Below are 19738 nucleotides of genomic sequence, written 5' to 3' on the forward strand. Positions count from 1 at the left end.
TCCCGACATTCACCACGGCACGGGTCCCATCCCGACATTCAACGGCGCAATCCCGACATTCGCCGGTCCGATCCCGACATTCGGCGCCTCTATCCCGACATTCAACCCGGCACGGGTCCCATCCCGACATTCAACGGCGCAATCCCGACATTCGCCGGTCCCATCCCGACATTCGGCGCCTCTATCCCGACATTCATCGCCCCTATCCCGACATTCGCTCCAACACCGCTTTTCCCACACGACAAAAGGCGAGGTTGCAGCCCATTAATTGGGTGCAATCTCGCCTTTTTCGATTAACTCAGCTGCGGACGCGTGCGCCTTCGGCTTCGAGTGCCGCAATCACGCGGCTGTGTGCTTCGGTCACTTCTTCGTCGGTGAGCGTGCGTTCCGGATTTTGATAAGTAAGCGAGAAGGCGATCGACTTCATGCCTTCATCCATCTTATCTCCTTCATAAACGTCGAACACATGCACTTCCTTCAGCAGGCTGCCGGCGCTTGAGCGGATGGCGGCCTCCAGTGTTCCGGCTTCCGCGGCTCTCGGCATGACGAGGGCCACATCACGGCTGATCGACGGGAATTTCGGAACCGGCGAATAAATGAGCGGCTCAGTTTCACGGGTCAGGACGGCCTGCAGGTTCAGTTCGGCGACGACGGTGTCTTTCAGGTCACGCGCCTTTTGTTCGGTCGGGTGGAGCTGGCCGATGACGCCGACCCGTTCTCCGTCGAGCAGGATGTCCGCGGTCCGGCCGGGATGCAGGCCGTCCATTTCTCCTTTTCGGAACGACAGGCGGGCGGTCAGTCCGAGCATGTCCATCAGGCCTTCGACGATCCCCTTGACCGCATAGAAGTCTGCCGGGCGGCTGCTTCCCTGCCAGTCGCTTCCCGACCACTCACCGGTGATCGCGACGGCGGCATGCTCCACTTCGGCCGGCAGCCCGTCTGCGCCTTCTCCGAGGAACACGGATCCGGTCTCATACAGCGCGACCGAGCCGTTCTGGCGGGCGACATTGTATGTGACCGCTTCAAGCAGGTGCGGCAGCAGGCTTTGACGGAGCGTGCTCCGGTCTTCGCTCATCGGCATGAGCAGTTTCGTCTCCGGCGCCGTTTCCAGCGCGAATTTCTGTGCGGATTCCGCAGAAGTGAGGGAATACGTGATCGCCTGGTAAAGCCCGGCCCCTTCAAGGAACCGGCGGACGATGCGCCGCTTCGCCTGGTACGGATTCAGCCCGCCAGGAACAGATTCGGCGACCGGAAGCGTCTTCGGAATTTCATCGTAGCCGTAGAGACGGGCGATTTCCTCGACGATGTCTTCCGGAATGGCGATGTCCCGCCTTCTCGTCGGTGCATCGATGACGAACAGGCCGTTCACCGCTTCGTACGGGAACTGAAGGCGCTGCAAAATCCCTTCCATGTCTTCAAACGGGATTTTCATGCCGAGCCGTTCGTTGATGAAGTCGGGGGAGACCGTGACGCGCAGCGGCTCTTTGCCGAGTTCGTCGAACAAGACGGTTCCGGAGAGCACTTCCCCGCCCGCCAGTTCTTCCATGAGTGCGGCAGCCCGTTCGCCGGCTTCGATCACCCGGTTCGGATCCACTCCCTTTTCGAAGCGCGTGCTGGCATCGCTTCGGAGACCAAGGTCGCGGGATGTCCGGCGAACGGAAGCGGGATCGAACCAGGCGGCCTCGATGACGACGGTTTTGGTGCCTTCATGCACCTCGGAATTCGCGCCGCCCATGACGCCGGCGATCGCGACCGGTTCTCGGCCGTTCGTGATGAGCAGATGATGGGCCTTCAGCTTGCGCTCGGTGCCGTCGAGCGTTTCGATCAGCTCGCCTTCTGCCGCATGCCGGACGACGATTTCTCCTGTGCCGAGCCGGTCATAGTCAAATGCGTGCAGCGGCTGGCCGTATTCCAGCAGCACATAGTTCGTGATGTCAACGATGTTGTTGAGCGGACGGACGCCGGACGCCATGAGGCGCGCCTTCAGCCATTCCGGGGACTCGCCCACCTTCACGTTGCGGACTACTTTTGCGGCGTACAGCGGGTCGGCTTCCGGCGCATCCACACGGAGCTTCAGCAGATCCGATGCCGGCTCTGCGACTTCGCTGTGGGATGTATCCGGCAGCTTGACTTCCTGAGACAGGATGGCGCCGGCCTCATAGGCCACGCCGAGCATGCTGAGCGCATCCGCGCGGTTCGGGGTCAGGTCAAATTCCAGGACCGTGTCGTCAAGTCCGAGGATCGGCAGGGCATCTTCTCCCGGCGGGGCGTCCTCAGGCAGCACATAAATGCCGTCCGCATATTTCTTCGGCACGACTTTTCCGTCAAAGCCGAGTTCCTGCAGCGAGCAGATCATCCCGTGGGACTCTTCCCCGCGGAGCTTCGCCTTCTTGATCTTGACGCCGCCGGGAAGACGCGCACCCGGACGCGCGACGACCACATGCTGCCCCGCCGCGACATTCGGCGCCCCGCAGATGATCTGAACGGGTTCTACTTCGCCGACGTCCACTTGGCAGACATTCAGTTTGTCCGCCTGCGGGTGCTTGCCGCATTCTTTCACATAGCCGACGACGATGTTTTTCAGGCCTTCCGACCGGTTGTCCACATCGTCGACTTCGATTCCGGAGCGGGTGATCTTCTCTGCCAGTTCAGCAGGTTCCACACCGCCGATGTCCACATAATCATTCAGCCAGTTCAATGATACCTTCATTTTAAAACCCTCCTCAGCCTTCCGCCCGGTGGAACTGGGCGATGAAACGGATGTCGTCCGTGTAGAAATGACGGATGTCGTCGATGCCGTATTTCAGCATGGCAATCCGCTCTGGACCCATGCCGAACGCGAAGCCGCTCACGGTGTCCGGATCGTAGCCGCCCATGCGCAGGACATTCGGATGAACCATCCCCGCGCCGAGGATTTCGATCCAGCCGGTCCCCTTGCACACATTGCAGCCCGAACCGCCGCATTTGAAGCAGGAAATGTCCATTTCAACGGACGGTTCCGTGAACGGGAAGTAACTCGGACGGAGACGGATTTCCCGGTCTTCACCGAACATTTTCTTTGCGAACCGGTCCAGCGTCCCCTTCAGGTCGCTCATCCGGATCCCTTCGCCGACAACTAGGCCTTCAATCTGCGTGAATTGATGGGAGTGCGTGGCATCATCGTTGTCCCGGCGGTACACCTTGCCCGGACAGATGATGCGAAACGGCTTTCCTTCCTTGGCTTCCATCGTCCGCGCCTGGACGGGGGAAGTATGGGTGCGCAGCAGCACATCTTCCGTGATGTAGAACGAATCCTGCATGTCGCGCGCCGGATGACCTTTCGGCAGGTTCAGCGCTTCGAAGTTGTAGTAATCCTTCTCGACTTCCGGCCCTTCCGCCACTTCGTAGCCCATTGAAATGAAGAAGTCTTCGATCTCCTCGACGATGCGGGTGAGCGGATGATGATTGCCCGTCTTCGCCGGGGTGCCCGGAAGCGTCGCGTCGATCGCTTCGGCTTCCAATTTCCGGGCGACGGCTTCTTCTTCAAGCACCGCCATTCGCCCTTCGAGCACCTCGGTCACTTCGCCGCGCACTTCATTGACGAGTGCCCCCATTTTCGGCCGTTCTTCGGCAGGCAGTTTGCCCATGCCTTTCAGCAGATCGGTGATCGGACCTTTCTTGCCGAGATACTTGACCCGGATGTCGTTCAGCGACTTGACGCTGTCGGCCGATCGGATCGCCGAGAGCGCCTCGTCTTTCAGTTGGTTCAGTTGCTGCTCCATGTTGTTTGCTCCCTTCAAAAAAAATAAAAACCCCGTCCCCCAAAAAGGGACGAGGCTGAATTCGCGGTACCACCCTGATTGCCGCATCAATGGATACGGCCACTCAAACAGGATAACGGCTGTGCGCCGGCCCGCCTTTACAGCAGCAGCTGGTCCCGGCGGCAACTAGCGGGGTGAACTTCAACGGCATCCGGCCGCCGGCGCTTTCAGTCTGGGCGCCGGCTCCCTGGGGCGGATGGGACGTCTACTCTTCCCGCTCATTGTTTTTCGATTATTCATTCCCAAGTATAGCCGAACCGCTTCTGCCGGGCAAGCCGTTTTATGATTTCAGCGCATACAGGAGGATCCCCGCCGCGACTGCGACGTTCAGCGACTCGGCCTTTCCCCGGATCGGAATCATGAGACGGCGGTCCGCCTGCGACAGGAGCTCCGGATCGACGCCGCTGCCTTCATTGCCGACGAGAAGCGCAAAGGTGTCGCTCCGCCCGGGCTCGTCAAACGGGAAGGCCTCTTCAAGCGCCGTCCCGTACACCGGCACGCCCGCCTGCCTGAGGCGGCCGATTTCTTCGTTCAGGTCTGCCCGGACGACCGGGATATGGAAGTGGGATCCTTGCCCCGACCGGACCGTTTTCGGCGCGAACGGATCAGCGCATCCCTTCCCGAGTAGAACCGCATCGATGCCCGCGGCGTCCGCCGTTCGGATCATCGTCCCGATGTTGCCGGGATCCTGGACGGCGTCGACCAGAAGCAGTGACCTCCATCCGTTCATTTCGTCCGCCCCGTATTCAGGGGTCTTGCACTGGGCATATATCCCCTGAGGGTGCTCGGTGTCGGTGATTTCTTTTTCCACGGCCGGGGTGATTTCGATCAGTTCCGTGTTTTCCGTGTTCCAATGGCCCGGAAGATCGGTCCCTTCCCGAAAAATGAGGGCCAGCACGGCGCCTTCCCGTTTGAGCGCCTCCTCTGCGAGATGTGCGCCTTCAACGAGGAATTCGCCGGTTTTGTCCCGCTCTTTCCTTGTGTTCACAAGCTTCTTCCAATGCTTGACGAGCGAATTCTGGGGTGATTCAATCCGTTTCAATGTGTCCGCCACCTTCTCGTTCCTTCGTTTTTGAATAAACCCAGTTTATCAAATGCGATGTATAGCCGGCGAGCGAAACGGACAGGATGCGCGAAGGAGGGTGATCAAAATGAATTTTCAAATTCGCGATGCCATCACGGCGAACATGACCGGCAACTCCGCACAGGATATCCGCGGGGTGATCGACGACGCGATTGCCCGCGGGGAAGAACATCTCCTGCCGGGACTCGGCGTGTTTTTCGAAAAGTACTGGCAGCAGGCGGATCAGGCGGAGAAGACCAAGATCACGTCTGAACTGGAAACGGTTTTCGGAAACAAAGTACAGTGAATTGAACAACAGGAGTCCCAAAAGGGCCGCCCGGCAAACGCCGGACGGCCCTTTCAAGCGGTCTCTTACAAAATCGACGCCAGCACGGCTTTCTGTGCATGCAGGCGGTTTTCAGCCTGTCGGAACACGTGTGAATTCGGTCCGTCGATGACCGAAGCCGACACTTCCTCTCCTCGGTGCGCCGGCAGGCAGTGAAGGAACATGTAATCCGGCTTGGCAAGCGCGGCCATTTCATCGTCGACCATGAAGCCTTTGAACGCTTCCAGGCGCTGCGTTGTTTCCTCTTCCTGGCCCATGCTCGTCCAGACATCCGTATAAATGGCGTCGGCCCCCTTCACGGCTTCTGCCGGCTCGGAAGTCCAGGCGACATGGCCGCCTGATTTCCCGGCAAGCGCGGTGGCCGCTTCCATCACGTCCGGCGACGGTTCGTAGCCTTCGGGGGTGGCTGCGGAAACTTCCATGCCGGTGTGCGCAGCGGCGAGGATCAGCGAGTGGGCGACATTGTTGCCGTCCCCGACATAGGCGATCTTGCGCCCTTTCAGTCCGCCCTTCACTTCGCGGATCGTCAGCAGGTCGGCAAGCGCCTGGCAAGGATGATAAATATCGGTCAGCCCGTTGATCACCGGGATCGCCGCCTCGTCGGCCAGCTCCTGCACCATCGTATGTTTGTTGGCGCGGATCATGATCGCATCCAGATAGCCGGACAACACGTGCGCCGTGTCTTTCACCGTCTCCCCGCGGCCGATCTGGAGGTCACGTGAATTCATGAACATCGCATGGCCGCCGAGCTGGATCATGCCGGATTCAAAAGAAATCCGTGTGCGGGTCGAATGCTTTTCAAAGATCATGCCGAGGATCTTTCCCGCGAGCAGTTTCGGGTAGCGTCCTTCCTTCGCCAGCTTCTTCAGCACGAAGCCGAGCTCCACCAGGCCCTCCACTTCCTCCGTCTTCAGTTCGGCAAGCGTCAGAAGGTCCTCCCCCTTCAGGCTTTCCACCAGCGTCATCTCCTGCATTCCCGTCATGAACATGTAAACGCCCCTTCCATCATTGTCGTTGTTGTATGATTATACATAATCATGAATATTAACGCAAGGGGAAACCAATGCGACTTTCGCATCAATTCGGCTTGATGCCGGCGGAGAGATTCGCTTGCAGAGTTCGGCCACGAACGAAAAAACCGCCCCGGGAGTCTAGTTAGACTCCAGGGGCGGCTGCGGTTCAGCCGAACGTAATCCGCTCCACTGTTTCTGCATCCAGTTTCTTGATGACTTCAATCAAAAGCTTCACGGCATTTTCATAATCTTTCTTATGGAGCATCGCCGCATGGCTGTGGATGTAACGGCTCGGGATGCAGATGGCGAGCGACGGGACGCCCTCGTTTGCCAGATGGATCGAGCCGGCGTCCGTGCCGCCTCCCGGGATCAGCTCGAACTGATACGGAATCCCGTGTTCTTCCGCGGTATCGACGACAAGGTCGCGCAGGCCTTTGTGCGACACCATCGAAGCGTCATACAAGACGATCTGCGGGCCTTTGCCCAGTTTGCCTTCCGCTTCCTTCGACGACACGCCCGGCGTATCGCCGGCAATGCCGACGTCAACGGCGAATCCGATGTCCGGCTTCACTTTCGTCGCTGCCGTTCCGGATCCGCGCAGGCCGATCTCTTCCTGGACCGCCCCGACACCGAATACGGAGTTCGGGTGCGACTCGCCCTTGAGCCCCTTGAGCACGTCGATGGCGATGGCGCAGCCGATCCGGTTGTCCCACGCTTTGGCGAGGAGAAGGTCGGGGTTGTTCATGACGGTAAACTCAAAATACGGCACCGCCATGTCGCCGGGACGCACGCCCCATTCCATGGCCTCATCCTTTGAGGAAGCCCCGATATCGATGAACATGTCTTTGATGTCCACCGGCTTTTTGCGGGCTTCTGCCGTCAGGATATGCGGAGGCTTGGAACCGATGACGCCGGTCAATTCCTTTCCTTCGCGCGTAACGATCGTGACACGCTGTGCGAGCATCACCTGAGACCACCAGCCGCCGACCGTCTGGAAGCTGAGGAACCCTTTGTCGTCGATCTTGGAGATCATGAAACCGACTTCATCGAGGTGGCCGGCCACCATGACACGCGGGCCTTCCCCGCCCTTTTTCTCGGCAATGAGCGAACCGATGCCGTCGTATTCGATGGAATCCGCGAGCGGTTCGATATATCTCTTCATCACTTCTCGGACTTCGCGTTCATTGCCCGGGATGCCTTTCGCATCCGTCAGGTCTTTGAGCATGTGAAGCTGTTCATCAAGCTGCGCCATTTATTTCGACCTCCTAATCATTTGCTGACCTTATTCATTATAGAGGAACCGATTGCCCTTTTCAAAACATTTCGTTAAGCTTCGGAGCCAACCACAACCGGCCCCAATCCGCTCTTTCCCTCAATTTTCGAATAAAAAAAGACCCCCGCAGGAGTCAGTCGCATGCCGGTCAGGAGCCGCCGGATTTCCCGTTTTTCACCCAGGAAGCCACTTCCACTGTCCGCTTCGCCTGGTGGCGGACCGCCGCCTGGATCTTTTCCTCTTCCTCGATCATGTTCCCGTCCTGGTCGACGGAAACACTCGTACCATAGGGGTTGCCTCCGGCGCCGAACACCGCCGCGTCCGTGTACCCGGGGGCTGCGATGATGGCACCCCAGTGGAAGAGCGACGTATAGATCGACAGGATGGTCGCTTCCTGGCCGCCGTGGGGATTCTGCGCGGACGACATGGCGCTCATGACTTTGTTCGCGAGCTTGCCCTGTGCCCAGAGTCCGCCGGTCATGTCGAAGAATTGCTGGAGCTGCACCGGCTTGCTGCCGTAGCGGGTCGGCGAGCTGAAGATGACGGCGTCCGCCCACTCGAGGTCTTCCGGCTTCGCCTCCGGTTCGTCTTTTGTCGCTTCCCAATGCTTTTTCCAGAGAGGGTTCGAGGCAATCGCCGATTCAGGTGCCGTTTCTGCGACTTTCAGCACTTTCACTTCTGCTCCGGCTTCCTCAGCCGCTTCACCTGCCCAGTGCGCCAAACGGTGGTTCGTACCCGTGGAACTGTAGTGGATGACCGCCAGTTTTACCTTTTCCAAGTGAACACTCCCTTTAATTCGAGATAAAAGCTGTACTCTACTATCATTACCGTCCCGGCCGAGGGCTAAACATGATCCCATTCCCCGTGACTGCCTCCCGTGATGATGGTACATTTAAGACAGGTCCAAAGTAACTCATCTATGAAATGGAGCGTCAACATGCAATATTTCGTTTACCTGATTGTGTTTTTCTCATTCTACGACTTGTTCAGCCAGTTGCCGATCATGAGCCCCCATGCGCTGGCGCTCGGGGCGACGCCGTTTGTCACCGGACTGGTCGTCGGAATCTATTCGTTCGCCAACACGGTCGGCAACGTCATCTCCGGCTTCGTCACAGACCGGCGTGGCCCGTTCCTCGTGCTCATCACCGCATTGTTTCTGTCGGCGGGCGCCCTGTTCCTCTACGGGTTCGCAGGCAATCCGGAAACGCTTCTCGCGGTGCGGGTTGTGCACGGCTTCATGGAAGGGCTGATCGTTCCGGCTGCCTTCACGTTCATCGCCAACCGGGCGGAAGGCTCCAAGCGCGGCCGCAAAGTCGCCCTTTCCGGAGCGTTTGTCGGACTGGCCGCCATCGCGGGGCCTGCAGTCAGCGGAATTCTCGCATCAAAAACCGGCGCGACGTTCATCATGACCGCAAACGGCGCCGTCATGCTCGTCTTGGCCATTTTGGCCATCGTGTTTCTTCGCAGCAATGCCGCCAAGCGACAATCAGGCGGTGAATCAGGCGGAACCCATTATCCGGTACACAATCTGTTCAGTAATCCCGGAGTGATGAGGGCATTTGCCGGCGCGTTCTTCCTCATGTTCTCCCAGGGCGTGCTGGCGCTCGTCCTGCCGCTGAAGGTGGAGGCGCTCGACTTTGACACGAAAACGAGCGGAATGCTGCTCAGCGTGTTCGGCCTGGTGGCGATTCTCATTTTCGTTCTCCCGACGAACCGGCTGTTTGACAAACTGCGCCCGATGAAGACGCTTGCTTTCGGCATGGCGGTCATGGGCGGCAGCATGCTTCTGTTGTCTGTATCAGACGATATTTCCTCGCTGTACGGGAGCATGGTGCTGTACGGATCGGGTTTTGCGTTCCTCTTCCCGTCCATCAATTCGCTTCTCATCGATTCCACAGAAGCGGAGCACCGCGGGAAGGCTTACGGATATTTCTATGCGTTCTTCTCAATCGGGGTCGTGGCAGGCTCCGGGCTCATCGGGCTGCTTGACATCGGTTTCAAGGGTGCGTTCCTGCTGACCGGCTTCGTCATGCTGGCCGTCGCCTTTTACGTGATCACCGGATTGTTCGGCGTCCGCAAAGCACGAGAAGCCTCCTGACAAGAACGAAAATAAGCCACCCTGCGGAATTCATTCCTGCCGGGTGGCTTTTGTCATGCATGAAAAGTCAGTTGAGGATCTTCACTTTCACGGTGCGCGAACCCCACTGGAGGGCACGGCCTTTGTTCGGGATGAAGACGTCGATGCGGTTGCCTTTGATGGCGCCGCCCGTATCGCCGGCGATCGCTTCGCCGTAGCCTTCGACCCAGACTTTCGTTCCGAGCGGAATGACGCGAGGATCGACCGCGATCACTTTTGCGTTCGGATTGGCGCGGAGGTTGATGCCGGTCGCCGTCACGCCGGAGCAGCCGCCGCAATAGGCGGTGTATGCCGTGGAGCGGACGGTGATTTCACGCGCTGCCGACGGAGCAGGCGCCGGTGTGCTCGTCTGAACCGTCGTGCTTTCGGACTTCACGGCCGTGCCGGACACTTTCAGGCGGTCTCCGGGATGGATCAGCGAGCTGCCGAGCCCGTTGAGCGCCATGAGGTTGTTGACGCTCATGCGGTGTGCCGTGGCGATTTTGTAAAGCGTGTCTCCGCGTTGTACTGTATATGTTGCGGCTGATGCAGCCGGTTTCGATGCTTGTACTGGCTGTTTTGCGGGCTTCTGCGGAGTGGCCGATGCTTCATTCGCAGAAGTCACGAGAACGTCGCCTGGATGGATGAGATCAGAGGAAAGGGAGTTCCACTGTTTCAATTGTCCGACCGTGACCGAATTTGCCTGCGAGATGGACCAGAGCGTGTCTCCTGTGGCTACCGTATGTTCTGCTGCAGAGGCTGTGCCTGCTCCAACCCCGAATGTAAGTGCTGCAGTCAGGGCGATCAAACTTTTTTTCATAGACTGGATGTCTCCTTTCTTCAACGACACCCACTCTACCACCCTAATGTTTCAGGAGCATGACAAAACGATGAAGAACAGGAAACAAAACTATTACACTATCAATCAGAGCTTGGCAGAAAGGACCGGCAGTTCGATTGAAACGGTCGTCCCTTCGCCTTCCGTACTGGAAAAACGGATGGTGCCGCCGTGATTTTCGATGATCTTGTAGCTGGTCATCAGCCCAAGCCCCGTTCCTTTTTCTTTGTTCGAATAAAACGGCTCACCGAGACGGTGGATGCGATCGGCCGGGATGCCGACCCCCTCGTCTTTGATTCTGATGGTCGCCGTGTCTTCATCCGAAGTGAGGCTGACCCGGATAATCCCGCCGTCCGGCATCGCCTCGATCGCATTTTTGACGATGTTGATGACGACCTGCTTGATCTGCTTCGCCTCGCACGGGACAATGGCGGCTTTCTTTGTTCTCCTGAAGCGGATTTTGCAGCCGTACATGTGGGCTTCCGCCTGAAGAAGACGAGTCACCTCGTACAGGACGTCATTCAAGTCGTGGTCAATCATCTCCGTTTCCTGATGCGGCTTGGCCAACATGAGGAACTCGTCCATGATCAGCTCAATCCGTCCGAGCTCGTCCAGAATGACCTCGGTGAACGGGCTGTCGCTTCCCTCGCCCATCAGCTGGATGAATCCCTTCACCGATGTGAGGGGGTTCCGCACCTCGTGGGCGATCCCCGCTGCCAGTCTGCCGACCACGCCGAGCTTTTCCCACTTTTGCGTGAGCTGTTCGCTTCTTTTCAGCTCGGTGATGTCCTGTGTGAAGCCGATGAGGCGCACCGTTTCTCCGCCGTCGTCCTCCGCCCGGATGAACTTCGTTCTCACCCATTTGATCTCTTCCTCGGCGTCCAGGATTCTGAATTCGATTTCGCTGCTCACGTTTTTCAGGCCGCGCAGAAAAGATTTGACTGCTTCATGGTCCTCCGGCAGCATGTTCCGGCAAAGTGACCGGGGATCCGCATAGATATCATTCAGCGGAAGTCCGAACAGTTTGCCCATGGCCGGATTCAGGTAAATGAAATTCCCGTGGATGCAGTCATACTGGGCGATGCCGAGGTCGACATTGTTCATGATGTCCAGGATCAGCTGGTCGCGATCCCGGATGATCCGCTCCTGAAGATGAATCAGTGAACGGCTCGACATCAAGGCATCCCGGGAAATAAACAAAACGAAAAACGCACTGACCCTGCCTTCTTCATCGTATACGGGATACGCTTGGATATGGACGGGCAGCCGCGACCCGTCTTTTCGGAGCCGAACCGAGTCCACCCTGTAAATCCGTTCTCCCGAAATCAGCCGCATGCGACCCACCTTAAATTCGTGATTGAGTTCCTCCGGCACGATCGGAACCGGCTTGCCGAGCAGCTCCGCCGCACTCCAGCCGAACAGTTCGACGAATGAATTGTTGACATTGATGACCGTACCGTCCGTCAATGTCAGGATCGCCGCTTCCTCCATCAATTCAAAAAAAGGACTGCTCCAGACAGACAACTTTTCCTGCGCCGCAATCCCCCTTGGGTTCAGAGTAATCGGATGCAGGCCCACCAGGAACTTCCCGTCTTTCATACACACCAATTCACGCACATAATAGGGATCCCAGCCCTTTTCGACCATCCGGAAAGTGAACGGGGAGAACGGTTTTCCGGCAGCCGCTTCCACCAGCCGTTTTCGGACGAGCGGGAGATCATCGCGGTGCATGAATTCATCCAGCGACATGCCTTTCAGGCCGGTGGTTGACTCGGTATACAACTCTCCGTCCGGCATGACGAACCAGTAGCGATCCTTGTTTATGTCAATCATGAAATATTGCAGCCCGTCAGTGCCCTTCTGAAGACAGGACTGCAACTGCTCTGGCAATTTTTTCATGTTTATCGACCTGCTTCCTTTTACATGGCCAGGGTCTTTTTGCCCACTCTATCCGTCGAAAGTAATATCGAACTTTCAGATTATAAATATTATACAAGAATTAATAAAGAAAAGGAACGATAAACAAGCCGGAAACCCAACTTTTTCCGGCCTTTCAATCGTATTCTATAAATTCTTGCGAAAAAGGGGGGGGCAGGACGTGGGTTTTTGTCGGACATTCACGAGCCCTATTCCGACATTCACCGACTCATTTCAGGCAATTCAGCAAAACGGTACGATCAAAGCCGGTCCGTTGTTTTTCGGAGAGTTGACTTCAGGCGAAACTTCGTATGCTTCCATTTTATCGGCATCAAACGGGACCAGCAGCTTCCGGAGTGAGTCGGTGTCCCTGTTATTGGGGTCCAGCCATTCTTGTTCTTTGTCGCGTGGCAGAATGACCGGCATGCGGTCGTGGATTTCCGCCATCAGGGGATTGGGGCGGGTGGTGATGGCCGTGCATGTATGCACCTTTCCGCCCTCCGGTGAAACCCAGGTTTCCCACAGTCCGGCGATTCCGAAGACGTCTTCATTCTTCATCCGGATGCGCATCGGCTTTTTTTCGCCGTCCGTCTTCTTCCACTCGTAGAAGGAATCAGCAGGAATCAGGCAACGGCGCTTTTGGAAGGCCGTCCGGAAGCTTGGCTTGTCGGCCAACGTTTCCGCCCTTGCATTGATCAGCCGGTTCCCGATTTTTGGATCGTTTGCCCACCCGGGGATCAAGCCCCATTTCAGTTTTCCGAGCCGGTTCTGTTCGCCGTCGTTGATGACGGCGATCACCTGCTGGGAAGGCGCGACATTGTAACTTGCCGAGTAGTCGGACTCGGGCATGGCGAATCCGGCACCGAACCGTTCAATCAAATCCGAATATGCGACGTACAACGTAAATCTTCCGCACATGCGACCAACTCCTTTCCACGTACCTTACCACAATGTCGGTGGAACATCACCAGACATGCAAAAGCCGGACCAACCTGCATAGAGGCGGCCCGGCTTTCCCGTTATTGTTTTGTCTCCACTCGTCCGAGCCAGAGCGTCAGCATCAGGCCTGCCAGGAAAGTGATGAGGCTTACAATCATGGAGCCGGCGCCGGCGGGCAGACCCGGGAAGATGACGAACACCGAGCCGGCGATGAGTCCGATGATGACGGCGTACATGACCGAAGGGAAGGAATTCAGCAGGAAGTGGATGACTTTGGTGCTGATGATGAACCCGACGGCCACACCGGCGCCGATCACGGCAATGATCGGCAGATTGAGGTCTGACAAAGCCGCGATTGCCGTTGAGTAGGCGCCGAGCAGCAGGAGGACGAACGAGCCGCTGACCCCCGGAAGCAACATCGCCATGCTGCCGAGCCAACCCGAGAAGAACAAGAAAAGCGCTTTGGAGCCGGTCAGTTCCCGGATCGGTTCGCTTTCCGACGGATTGAGGAACGCCGTCATGGCCAGTGCGATGCCGACGATGACGAGGATCACATAATGGACCGGACGGAAATTGCGCTTCATCCCCGATTCCCTGGCGAGGAACGGCAGCACGCCGAGCACAAGCCCGATGAAAAAGAACTGGGTCGGCACGACATGGTTCGTCAGGAGGTAATCAATCAGCCGGCTGAACAGCAGGAGCGCAGCCCCGATGCCGATGCCGAGCGGCACGAGAAAGCCGAGCTGTTTTTTCCAGTTCCTGCTGAAAAATCCGCTGATCGCTTTAAGCAGATTGTCGTAGATTCCAAGAATGAGTGCGACGGTTCCCCCGCTCACACCCGGAATGAGGTCGCTGATCCCCATCATGAGACCGCGGTAAATATTTTTCCATTGCATGAGTGCTTCCATCCTTCCAGACTTCCAAATAAAAAACCACAATCAGTATACCATGTCTGCCAGCCCATTATGACGCCGGTTTTCACTGAAAGTTCCCCTGAAAGACGGAAAGCCCCATGCCTCCCGGCACAGGGCTTCCTGTTCATTCAGTTCTTCGCTGTTGTCAGGCGGTCAACTTTCTCTTGCCATTCCTCTTCGGTCAAGCCGGTTTCAAGGAAGTAGCGGTTACGCGGGTGCTCCCGGCATTCATCCGAGCAGCTCCGGCGGTGGATCAGCTCGTTTTCTTCGGAGCAGATGATCTTCCGGTTGCACTCCGGGTTCGCGCAGTTGACGTACCGCTCGCACGGTTCGCCGTCAAAGTGGTCGCGGCCGACAACGACGTGCTCGACCTGGTTGACCGGAACTGCGATGCGCTCATCGAACACGTAGCACTGCCCGTCCCACAGCTGTCCTTTTGCGACCGGGTCTTTACCGTAAGTGACGATGCCGCCGTGAAGATGGCCGACGTCCTCAAAACCTTCACGCTTCAGCCAGCCCGTAAACTTCTCACAGCGGATTCCGCCGGTGCAGTAGGCCAGGATCCTCTTGCCTTCGAACATTTCCCTGTTTTCCTGGACCCATTCCGGCAGATCGCGGAACGTTTCCACTTCCGGACGGATGGCGCCGCGGAAGTGGCCGAGGTCATATTCATAGTCATTCCGCGCGTCAAGAACGACCGTGTTTTCATCCTGCATCGCCTCAAGAAACTCTGCAGGCTCAAGGTACTCGCCTGTGAGTTCGTTCGGGTCGATGTCTTCCTCGAGGCTGAGATTGACGATCTCTTTGCGCGCACGGACATGCATTTTCCTGAACGCATGTCTGTCCGTTTCATCTATTTTGAAGACGAGATCGCTGAAGCGCTCGTCTGCATGCATTGCATCCATATAAGCCTGCGTTTGCTCAATCGTGCCGGAGCACGTTCCGTTGATGCCTTCTTCTCCGACGAGGATCCGGCCTTTCAGCCCGAGCTCTCTGCAGAAAGCCAGGTGCTCCTCCGCAAACGTCTCCGGATCCTCGATCGGCACGTATTTGTAATACAGCAGGACTCTGTGTGTGAATTTTCCCATAATCCGACACCATTCCCTTTCTCCTTTAAGTTGAAAAAATGCTACACACCAATATAACAAATTTCATTCAAGCTGGATAGTCAAAAACATGGAAAACAGCCTGCCGGATATCCGGCAGGCTGCAGGGTTCACCAATTCTTCAAGCTTTGGTAGCTGCGGATGAACGGCTCGGGGTGTTCCTCTGTTTCGAATGCGAACAGCCCTTCATCCGTATGAAGGTACAGGAACCAGCTGTTCCCGGTTACCGGCCGGCAACTCATGTCGATCACTTTGTTTACGCCGAAAGTGCGCTCATGGGAAACGACGGCTGTCCGGGTGAGCGCGAGATCGTAGAGCAGCCGCTCGGTTTTTTGTTCAAGCCAGTGGATGTGCCGCCTCACTTTCACATACCGGATGGAGTCCACCCATTCGCCGCGTCCCGTCATTTGAATACGGACGTGCTGTGCAGCGGCTGGACGCGGGATTTCGGATCCAGATACGCCTTGGCGTTGTTGACGGCGATCGGCGCTTCTCCGAGACCGACGGCGATGAGCTTCACTTTCCCGTCGTAGGACGTTACGTCGCCTGCGGCATAAATGCCCTCGATGTTCGTCTCCATCTTCGTGTTGACGATGATCGAGTTTTTATCCATCTCCAGTCCCCATTCCTTGAGCGGGCCGAGAGAAGAGACGTTGCCGTAGTTGACGATCACGTGGTCTGCGTGAAGCTCCGTCTCGCTGCCGTCTTTGCCGACGAGGACGACTTCGTTGAGCTTGCCTTCTTCTCCCTGCAGAATCTTGACGTTATGGGAAGTCTTGACTTCCACGGTCGAGTCATGGAGTTTTGTCACACTCGTCTCGTGGGCGGTGAACCGGTCACGGCGGTGGACAAGCGTGACTTTCTTGGCCACCTGCTCGAGCATGAGTGCCCAGTCGACCGCCGAGTCGCCGCCTCCGCAGACGAGGACTTCATTGCCGGAGAAGCTGGACAGATCCTTGACGCCGTAGTGGAGACTCTTGCCTTCAAATGATTCGGCGCCTTCCACGTTCAGTTTACGCGGCTGGAATGCACCGACGCCCGCCGTGATCAGGACTGTCCGGGAATAGTGGACGCCCTGGTCCGTTTCGATGACGAACAGTTCACCGTCCCGGTTGGCCGCAAGCACCGTCTCCCCGAGGCAGATTTCCGGCTTCCCGTACTGCGCCTGCTCGGCCAGGTTGTCCACAAGATCCTTCGCGAGGATTTTCGGGAAACCGCCGACGTCGTAGATGAATTTATCCGGATACAGTTCCGACAGCTGCCCGCCAAGCTGCGGCAGGCTGTCGAGGATTTTCACTTTCATTTCGCGCATGCCCGCATAAAAAGAGGCAAACAATCCGGTCGGCCCGGCCCCTACTATAGTAATATCAAAAATGTCGTTTTCGTTTACCAATTAAGTCAACTCCTCATATATAAATCCAATCGAGAATTCTTTTCAGTGAATATTATAACCGCAACCGGCAAGGATAGAAAATACAAAGCCCTATCTTTCGGTTCCCGGACGTTTCCCGTGCATCCGCATCGGGTAGTGGGCTACAATGTAGGGGCGGCATTTCAGCAGGCGGTAAATCGGCGGCGCAATCAGCGCCACAATACATAGAAGAAAGGTTGTCATATAGTGGGGAAACAACAGCAGGAAATCTATGACCATATGATGGCAAACAAAGATGAACTTGCACGTCGGTGGATCGATTCCAGTGCTGGCGACGGACAATCCTATGCGTTCAACATCGAGGATGAAGAGAAGCTGCGCCGGCAGCACAATGCGCTCATCGAAGCGGTCTCTTCCCTTTTCATCGAAAACGAACGGGCATTCAAATTACATATCAACGGATGGGCGGAATCCGTCGCTTCAGACTGGGTCAAAAACGGCATCAGCATCGAAGAAACGATCGCCCAGTTCCGGATCATCCGGGCCGCCTACTGGAACTTCGTCAAAGACTTCATCCTCTCGGAAAAAGAAGACTTCACGATTGAAGACGCCTTCTACTGGAGCAATCTCGTCAACGATGCATTCGCCTACATCTCCGAAAACTTTGCCCGCCATTATGAGGAAGCCCATAAGCACATTCTCGCATCCCAGCAGAAAATGATCACTGAGCTCAGTTCACCGGTCATTCCGGTGAAGCGAGGCATCGGAATCCTGCCGATTGTCGGCGACATCGACACCTACCGGGCAAAAGTCATTCTGGAAACGACGCTCGACCAGGCATCCCGGCAAAAACTTGACCAGCTGTTCATCGACCTTTCGGCAGTTCCGATTGTCGACACGATGGTCGCCCATCAGCTGTTCCAGCTGATTGACGCCCTGCGCCTGATCGGCGTCGACACGGTGCTTTCGGGCATCCGTCCCGAAATTGCCCAGACTGCCGTCCAGCTCGGAATCGACTTCAAAGAAACCAGAACCCAGTCCACGCTCATGGACGCCCTGGAAATTTACAGCTGAAAAATCCGGCCGCTCCTTCGCTCTGCGAACGGGGCCTTTTTTTATTTCCGTATTTTATTTTGAAAGGGCATTGAAAATGCCGGCTGAATCATGAAGAATGGGAAATGAAGGACGATTTTGAAAAGATGCAGGCGCATTATCGCGGCGTCTGCACAAGGAGGAAGTTCAATTGGTGACATTCAGTGATTACAAGTACACAAGGCCGGATCTGGATGCGCTCAAGCAGCAGTGGCGCAGCCTGTTGGACCGATTTGAAAAAGCCGGCACCGCCGAAGATCAAAACGTCGTCATCGAAGAGCTGAACCGGCTGTCGGAGGACTATTCCACACAGGAGAACCTGGTCTACATCCGGGCTTCGGTCGACACGAACGATGAATATTACCAGAAAGAACGGGATTACTTTGACGAAATCGGACCGGAATTCGACGAGCTGAACACCGAGTATTACAAAGCGATCGTGGGCAGCCGGTTCCGTGATGAACTGGAGTCCCGCTGGGGCAGCCAGCTGTTTGCAATCGCCGATCAGAAGATCCGCTCATTTTCTCCCGCAATCATTCCGCTCCTGCAACAGGAGAACAGGCTCAGCTCGGAATACTCCAAGCTGGTCGCCTCCGCGCAAATCGGATTTGACAAAAAGACGCTGACGCTGGCACAACTCGTCCCCTACACACAGTCCACTGACCGGGAAGTCCGAAAAAAAGCCGTGGAGGCCACTTTCGGTTTTTACGGCGGCCACCGCGAACGGTTTGATGAAATCTATGACCGGCTCGTGAAAACCCGCGATGAAATCGCCAAGACGCTCGGCTTCAAAGACTTTGTCGAAGTCGGCTTTCTGCGGATGAACCGGATCGGCTACGACCGCAGCATGGTGGAAAATTTCCGCAGACAGGTGAAGGAGCACATCGTCCCGATTGCGACGGAGCTGATCGAACGACAGGCGAAGAGGATCGGCGTCGATGATTTCCGTTATTATGATGAAGGCCTGAACTTCACGAACGGCAACGCGGCCCCGGCCGGCCCGCCGGAGTGGATCATTGAAAACGGCAGGAAAATGTATGGGGAACTGTCGCCTGAAACCGCGGAGTTCTTCCAGTTCATGCGGAATCATGAACTGATGGACCTTGAAGCGAAAAAAGGAAAAGAAGGCGGCGGGTACTGCACATTCATCGACAATTACCAGTCCCCGTTCATCTTCTCGAACTTCAATGGAACCTCGCATGACATCGATGTCCTCACCCACGAGGCCGGCCACGCCTTCCAGGTGTTCTCCAGCCGGAACATCGGGGTGCCCGAGTATATCTGGCCGACGACGGAAGCGGCGGAGATCCATTCGATGAGCATGGAATTCCTGACATGGCCTTGGATGGAACTGTTCTTCAAGGAAGGGACGGAGAAGTACAAGTTCATCCACCTGAGCTCCGCGCTGCTGTTCCTGCCGTACGGCGTGGCCGTGGATGAGTTCCAGCAGAGAGTTTATGAAAATCCGGAAATGACGCCGGAAGAGCGCAATCAAACTTGGAAGGAGCTGGAGCAGGCTTACTTGCCGCACCGGGACTACGGCGGCATTCCGTTTCTTGAATCCGGCGGTTTCTGGCAGCGCCAGTCGCATATTTACGAGGTGCCGTTCTACTACATCGACTACTGCCTCGCACAAGTTTGCGCACTCCAGTTCTGGAAACGGTCCCGCGAAGACCGTGACTCCACCTGGCAGGACTACATGCGCCTCTGCCGGCTCGGCGGTTCCAAGCCGTTTCTTGAGCTCGTTGCGGATGCGGGGCTCACTTCCCCGTTCGCTGACGGATGCGTCGAGTCCGTGAGCGGTCCGGTCAAGGAATGGCTGGACGCGGTGGATGACCAGGCGCTCTGACCCCATATGCAAGTCGGCCGGACGCCGCTTTCCGGTCATACAAAAGCAGCAAACGGCAGTTTCCCGTCTCGGGAAACTGCCGTTTGCTTTTCAATTTATT

At 56.7% G+C, this 19738-nt stretch carries 17 protein-coding genes and 1 other annotated feature; of the genes, 4 read left to right on the plus strand and 13 right to left on the minus strand.

The window, feature by feature from the left end; genetic code table 11:
- Positions 1-298: 298 nt before the first annotated feature.
- The 3 genes from pheT to ACFFIY_RS11830 all read right to left on the minus strand — a co-directional run bounded on the left by pheT (position 299) and on the right by ACFFIY_RS11830 (position 4842).
- A complete protein-coding gene (pheT, locus tag ACFFIY_RS11820) occupies positions 299-2710 on the minus strand; it encodes a phenylalanine--tRNA ligase subunit beta (RefSeq protein ID WP_354194923.1) in 2412 nt (803 codons plus the stop codon).
- 13 nt (positions 2711-2723) lie between these two features.
- Positions 2724-3761 (minus strand): phenylalanine--tRNA ligase subunit alpha, encoded by a 1038-nt coding sequence (pheS, locus tag ACFFIY_RS11825; RefSeq protein ID WP_354194921.1) that lies wholly within the window; start codon positions 3759-3761, stop codon positions 2724-2726.
- 42 nt (positions 3762-3803) lie between these two features.
- Positions 3804-4031, minus strand: a binding site (T-box leader).
- A 49-nt stretch (positions 4032-4080) separates the two neighbouring features.
- Positions 4081-4842, minus strand: a complete 762-nt coding sequence (locus tag ACFFIY_RS11830; protein ID WP_354194919.1) for a TrmH family RNA methyltransferase — start codon at positions 4840-4842, stop codon at positions 4081-4083.
- 109 nt (positions 4843-4951) lie between these two features.
- Between ACFFIY_RS11830 and sspI the strand changes: the two genes are divergently transcribed.
- Positions 4952-5170, plus strand: a complete 219-nt coding sequence (gene sspI, locus ACFFIY_RS11835) for a small acid-soluble spore protein SspI (protein WP_354194917.1) — start codon at positions 4952-4954, stop codon at positions 5168-5170.
- 65 nt (positions 5171-5235) lie between these two features.
- Here sspI and argF read toward each other — a convergent pair whose 3' ends face one another.
- The 3 genes from argF to wrbA all read right to left on the minus strand — a co-directional run bounded on the left by argF (position 5236) and on the right by wrbA (position 8273).
- Positions 5236-6198: an ornithine carbamoyltransferase gene (gene argF, locus ACFFIY_RS11840; protein ID WP_376837287.1), complete on the minus strand. Its 963-nt coding sequence runs from the start codon at positions 6196-6198 to the stop codon at positions 5236-5238.
- 190 nt (positions 6199-6388) lie between these two features.
- Positions 6389-7474, minus strand: a complete 1086-nt coding sequence (locus ACFFIY_RS11845) for a M42 family metallopeptidase (protein ID WP_354194915.1) — start codon at positions 7472-7474, stop codon at positions 6389-6391.
- A 169-nt stretch (positions 7475-7643) separates the two neighbouring features.
- The gene (gene wrbA / locus ACFFIY_RS11850) at positions 7644-8273 is read right to left on the minus strand and encodes an NAD(P)H:quinone oxidoreductase (protein ID WP_354194913.1); all 630 of its coding nucleotides are present in this window, start codon (positions 8271-8273) and stop codon (positions 7644-7646) included.
- Between the two features lie 159 nt (positions 8274-8432).
- On the opposite strand from wrbA, the gene ACFFIY_RS11855 reads away from it, so the two are divergent.
- Positions 8433-9593 carry an MFS transporter gene (locus ACFFIY_RS11855; RefSeq protein WP_354194911.1) on the plus strand — a complete coding sequence of 387 codons (1161 nt, stop codon included), beginning with the start codon at positions 8433-8435 and terminating at the stop codon, positions 9591-9593.
- A gap of 67 nt (positions 9594-9660) precedes the next feature.
- On the opposite strand, the gene ACFFIY_RS11860 is transcribed toward ACFFIY_RS11855, so the two are convergent.
- The 7 genes from ACFFIY_RS11860 to ACFFIY_RS11890 form a co-directional block, all read right to left on the minus strand.
- Positions 9661-10431 carry a LysM peptidoglycan-binding and 3D domain-containing protein gene (locus ACFFIY_RS11860; RefSeq protein ID WP_354194909.1) on the minus strand — a complete coding sequence of 257 codons (771 nt, stop codon included), beginning with the start codon at positions 10429-10431 and terminating at the stop codon, positions 9661-9663.
- A gap of 105 nt (positions 10432-10536) precedes the next feature.
- Positions 10537-12348 carry an ATP-binding protein gene (locus ACFFIY_RS11865; RefSeq protein WP_354194907.1) on the minus strand — a complete coding sequence of 604 codons (1812 nt, stop codon included), beginning with the start codon at positions 12346-12348 and terminating at the stop codon, positions 10537-10539.
- Between the two features lie 261 nt (positions 12349-12609).
- The gene (locus ACFFIY_RS11870) at positions 12610-13284 is read right to left on the minus strand and encodes an SOS response-associated peptidase (protein WP_354194905.1); all 675 of its coding nucleotides are present in this window, start codon (positions 13282-13284) and stop codon (positions 12610-12612) included.
- Between the two features lie 101 nt (positions 13285-13385).
- A complete protein-coding gene (locus ACFFIY_RS11875) occupies positions 13386-14201 on the minus strand; it encodes a DUF368 domain-containing protein (protein WP_354194903.1) in 816 nt (271 codons plus the stop codon).
- A 146-nt stretch (positions 14202-14347) separates the two neighbouring features.
- Entirely contained in the window at positions 14348-15307 is a 960-nt protein-coding gene (trhO, locus tag ACFFIY_RS11880) for an oxygen-dependent tRNA uridine(34) hydroxylase TrhO (RefSeq protein ID WP_354194901.1), read from the minus strand.
- Positions 15308-15435: 128 nt separating this feature from the next.
- The gene (locus ACFFIY_RS11885; RefSeq protein ID WP_354194899.1) at positions 15436-15732 is read right to left on the minus strand and encodes a hypothetical protein; all 297 of its coding nucleotides are present in this window, start codon (positions 15730-15732) and stop codon (positions 15436-15438) included.
- Positions 15729-16718, minus strand: coding sequence for an NAD(P)/FAD-dependent oxidoreductase (locus tag ACFFIY_RS11890; protein ID WP_354194897.1), 990 nt, complete (start codon positions 16716-16718; stop codon positions 15729-15731). Before ACFFIY_RS11890 ends, ACFFIY_RS11885 begins: the two co-directional genes overlap by 4 nt.
- A 225-nt stretch (positions 16719-16943) precedes the next feature.
- Between ACFFIY_RS11890 and ACFFIY_RS11895 the strand changes: the two genes are divergently transcribed.
- Entirely contained in the window at positions 16944-17771 is an 828-nt protein-coding gene (locus tag ACFFIY_RS11895) for an STAS domain-containing protein (RefSeq protein ID WP_354194895.1), read from the plus strand.
- A 169-nt stretch (positions 17772-17940) separates the two neighbouring features.
- Positions 17941-19638, plus strand: coding sequence for a M3 family oligoendopeptidase (locus ACFFIY_RS11900; RefSeq protein WP_354194893.1), 1698 nt, complete (start codon positions 17941-17943; stop codon positions 19636-19638).
- Positions 19639-19738: the final 100 nt, after the last annotated feature.

This window comes from Bhargavaea ullalensis (assembly GCF_042432615.1).
Lineage (GTDB): Bacteria > Bacillota > Bacilli > Bacillales_A > Planococcaceae > Bhargavaea > Bhargavaea ullalensis.

Excerpts from the sequence above, each read along its gene's own strand:
- trhO (WP_354194901.1), bottom strand. The coding sequence starts at position 15,307 with ATGGGAAAATTCACACACAGAGTCCTGCTGTATTACAAATACGTGCCG.
- pheT (WP_354194923.1), bottom strand. The coding sequence starts at position 2,710 with ATGAAGGTATCATTGAACTGGCTGAATGATTATGTGGACATCGGCGGT.
- ACFFIY_RS11860 (WP_354194909.1), bottom strand. The coding sequence starts at position 10,431 with ATGAAAAAAAGTTTGATCGCCCTGACTGCAGCACTTACATTCGGGGTT.
- pheS (WP_354194921.1), bottom strand. The coding sequence starts at position 3,761 with ATGGAGCAGCAACTGAACCAACTGAAAGACGAGGCGCTCTCGGCGATC.
- ACFFIY_RS11885 (WP_354194899.1), bottom strand. The coding sequence starts at position 15,732 with ATGACGGGACGCGGCGAATGGGTGGACTCCATCCGGTATGTGAAAGTG.
- ACFFIY_RS11865 (WP_354194907.1), bottom strand. The coding sequence starts at position 12,348 with ATGAAAAAATTGCCAGAGCAGTTGCAGTCCTGTCTTCAGAAGGGCACT.
- ACFFIY_RS11875 (WP_354194903.1), bottom strand. The coding sequence starts at position 14,201 with ATGCAATGGAAAAATATTTACCGCGGTCTCATGATGGGGATCAGCGAC.
- ACFFIY_RS11870 (WP_354194905.1), bottom strand. The coding sequence starts at position 13,284 with ATGTGCGGAAGATTTACGTTGTACGTCGCATATTCGGATTTGATTGAA.
- ACFFIY_RS11845 (WP_354194915.1), bottom strand. The coding sequence starts at position 7,474 with ATGGCGCAGCTTGATGAACAGCTTCACATGCTCAAAGACCTGACGGAT.
- argF (WP_376837287.1), bottom strand. The coding sequence starts at position 6,198 with ATGTTCATGACGGGAATGCAGGAGATGACGCTGGTGGAAAGCCTGAAG.
- sspI (WP_354194917.1), top strand. The coding sequence starts at position 4,952 with ATGAATTTTCAAATTCGCGATGCCATCACGGCGAACATGACCGGCAAC.
- ACFFIY_RS11855 (WP_354194911.1), top strand. The coding sequence starts at position 8,433 with ATGCAATATTTCGTTTACCTGATTGTGTTTTTCTCATTCTACGACTTG.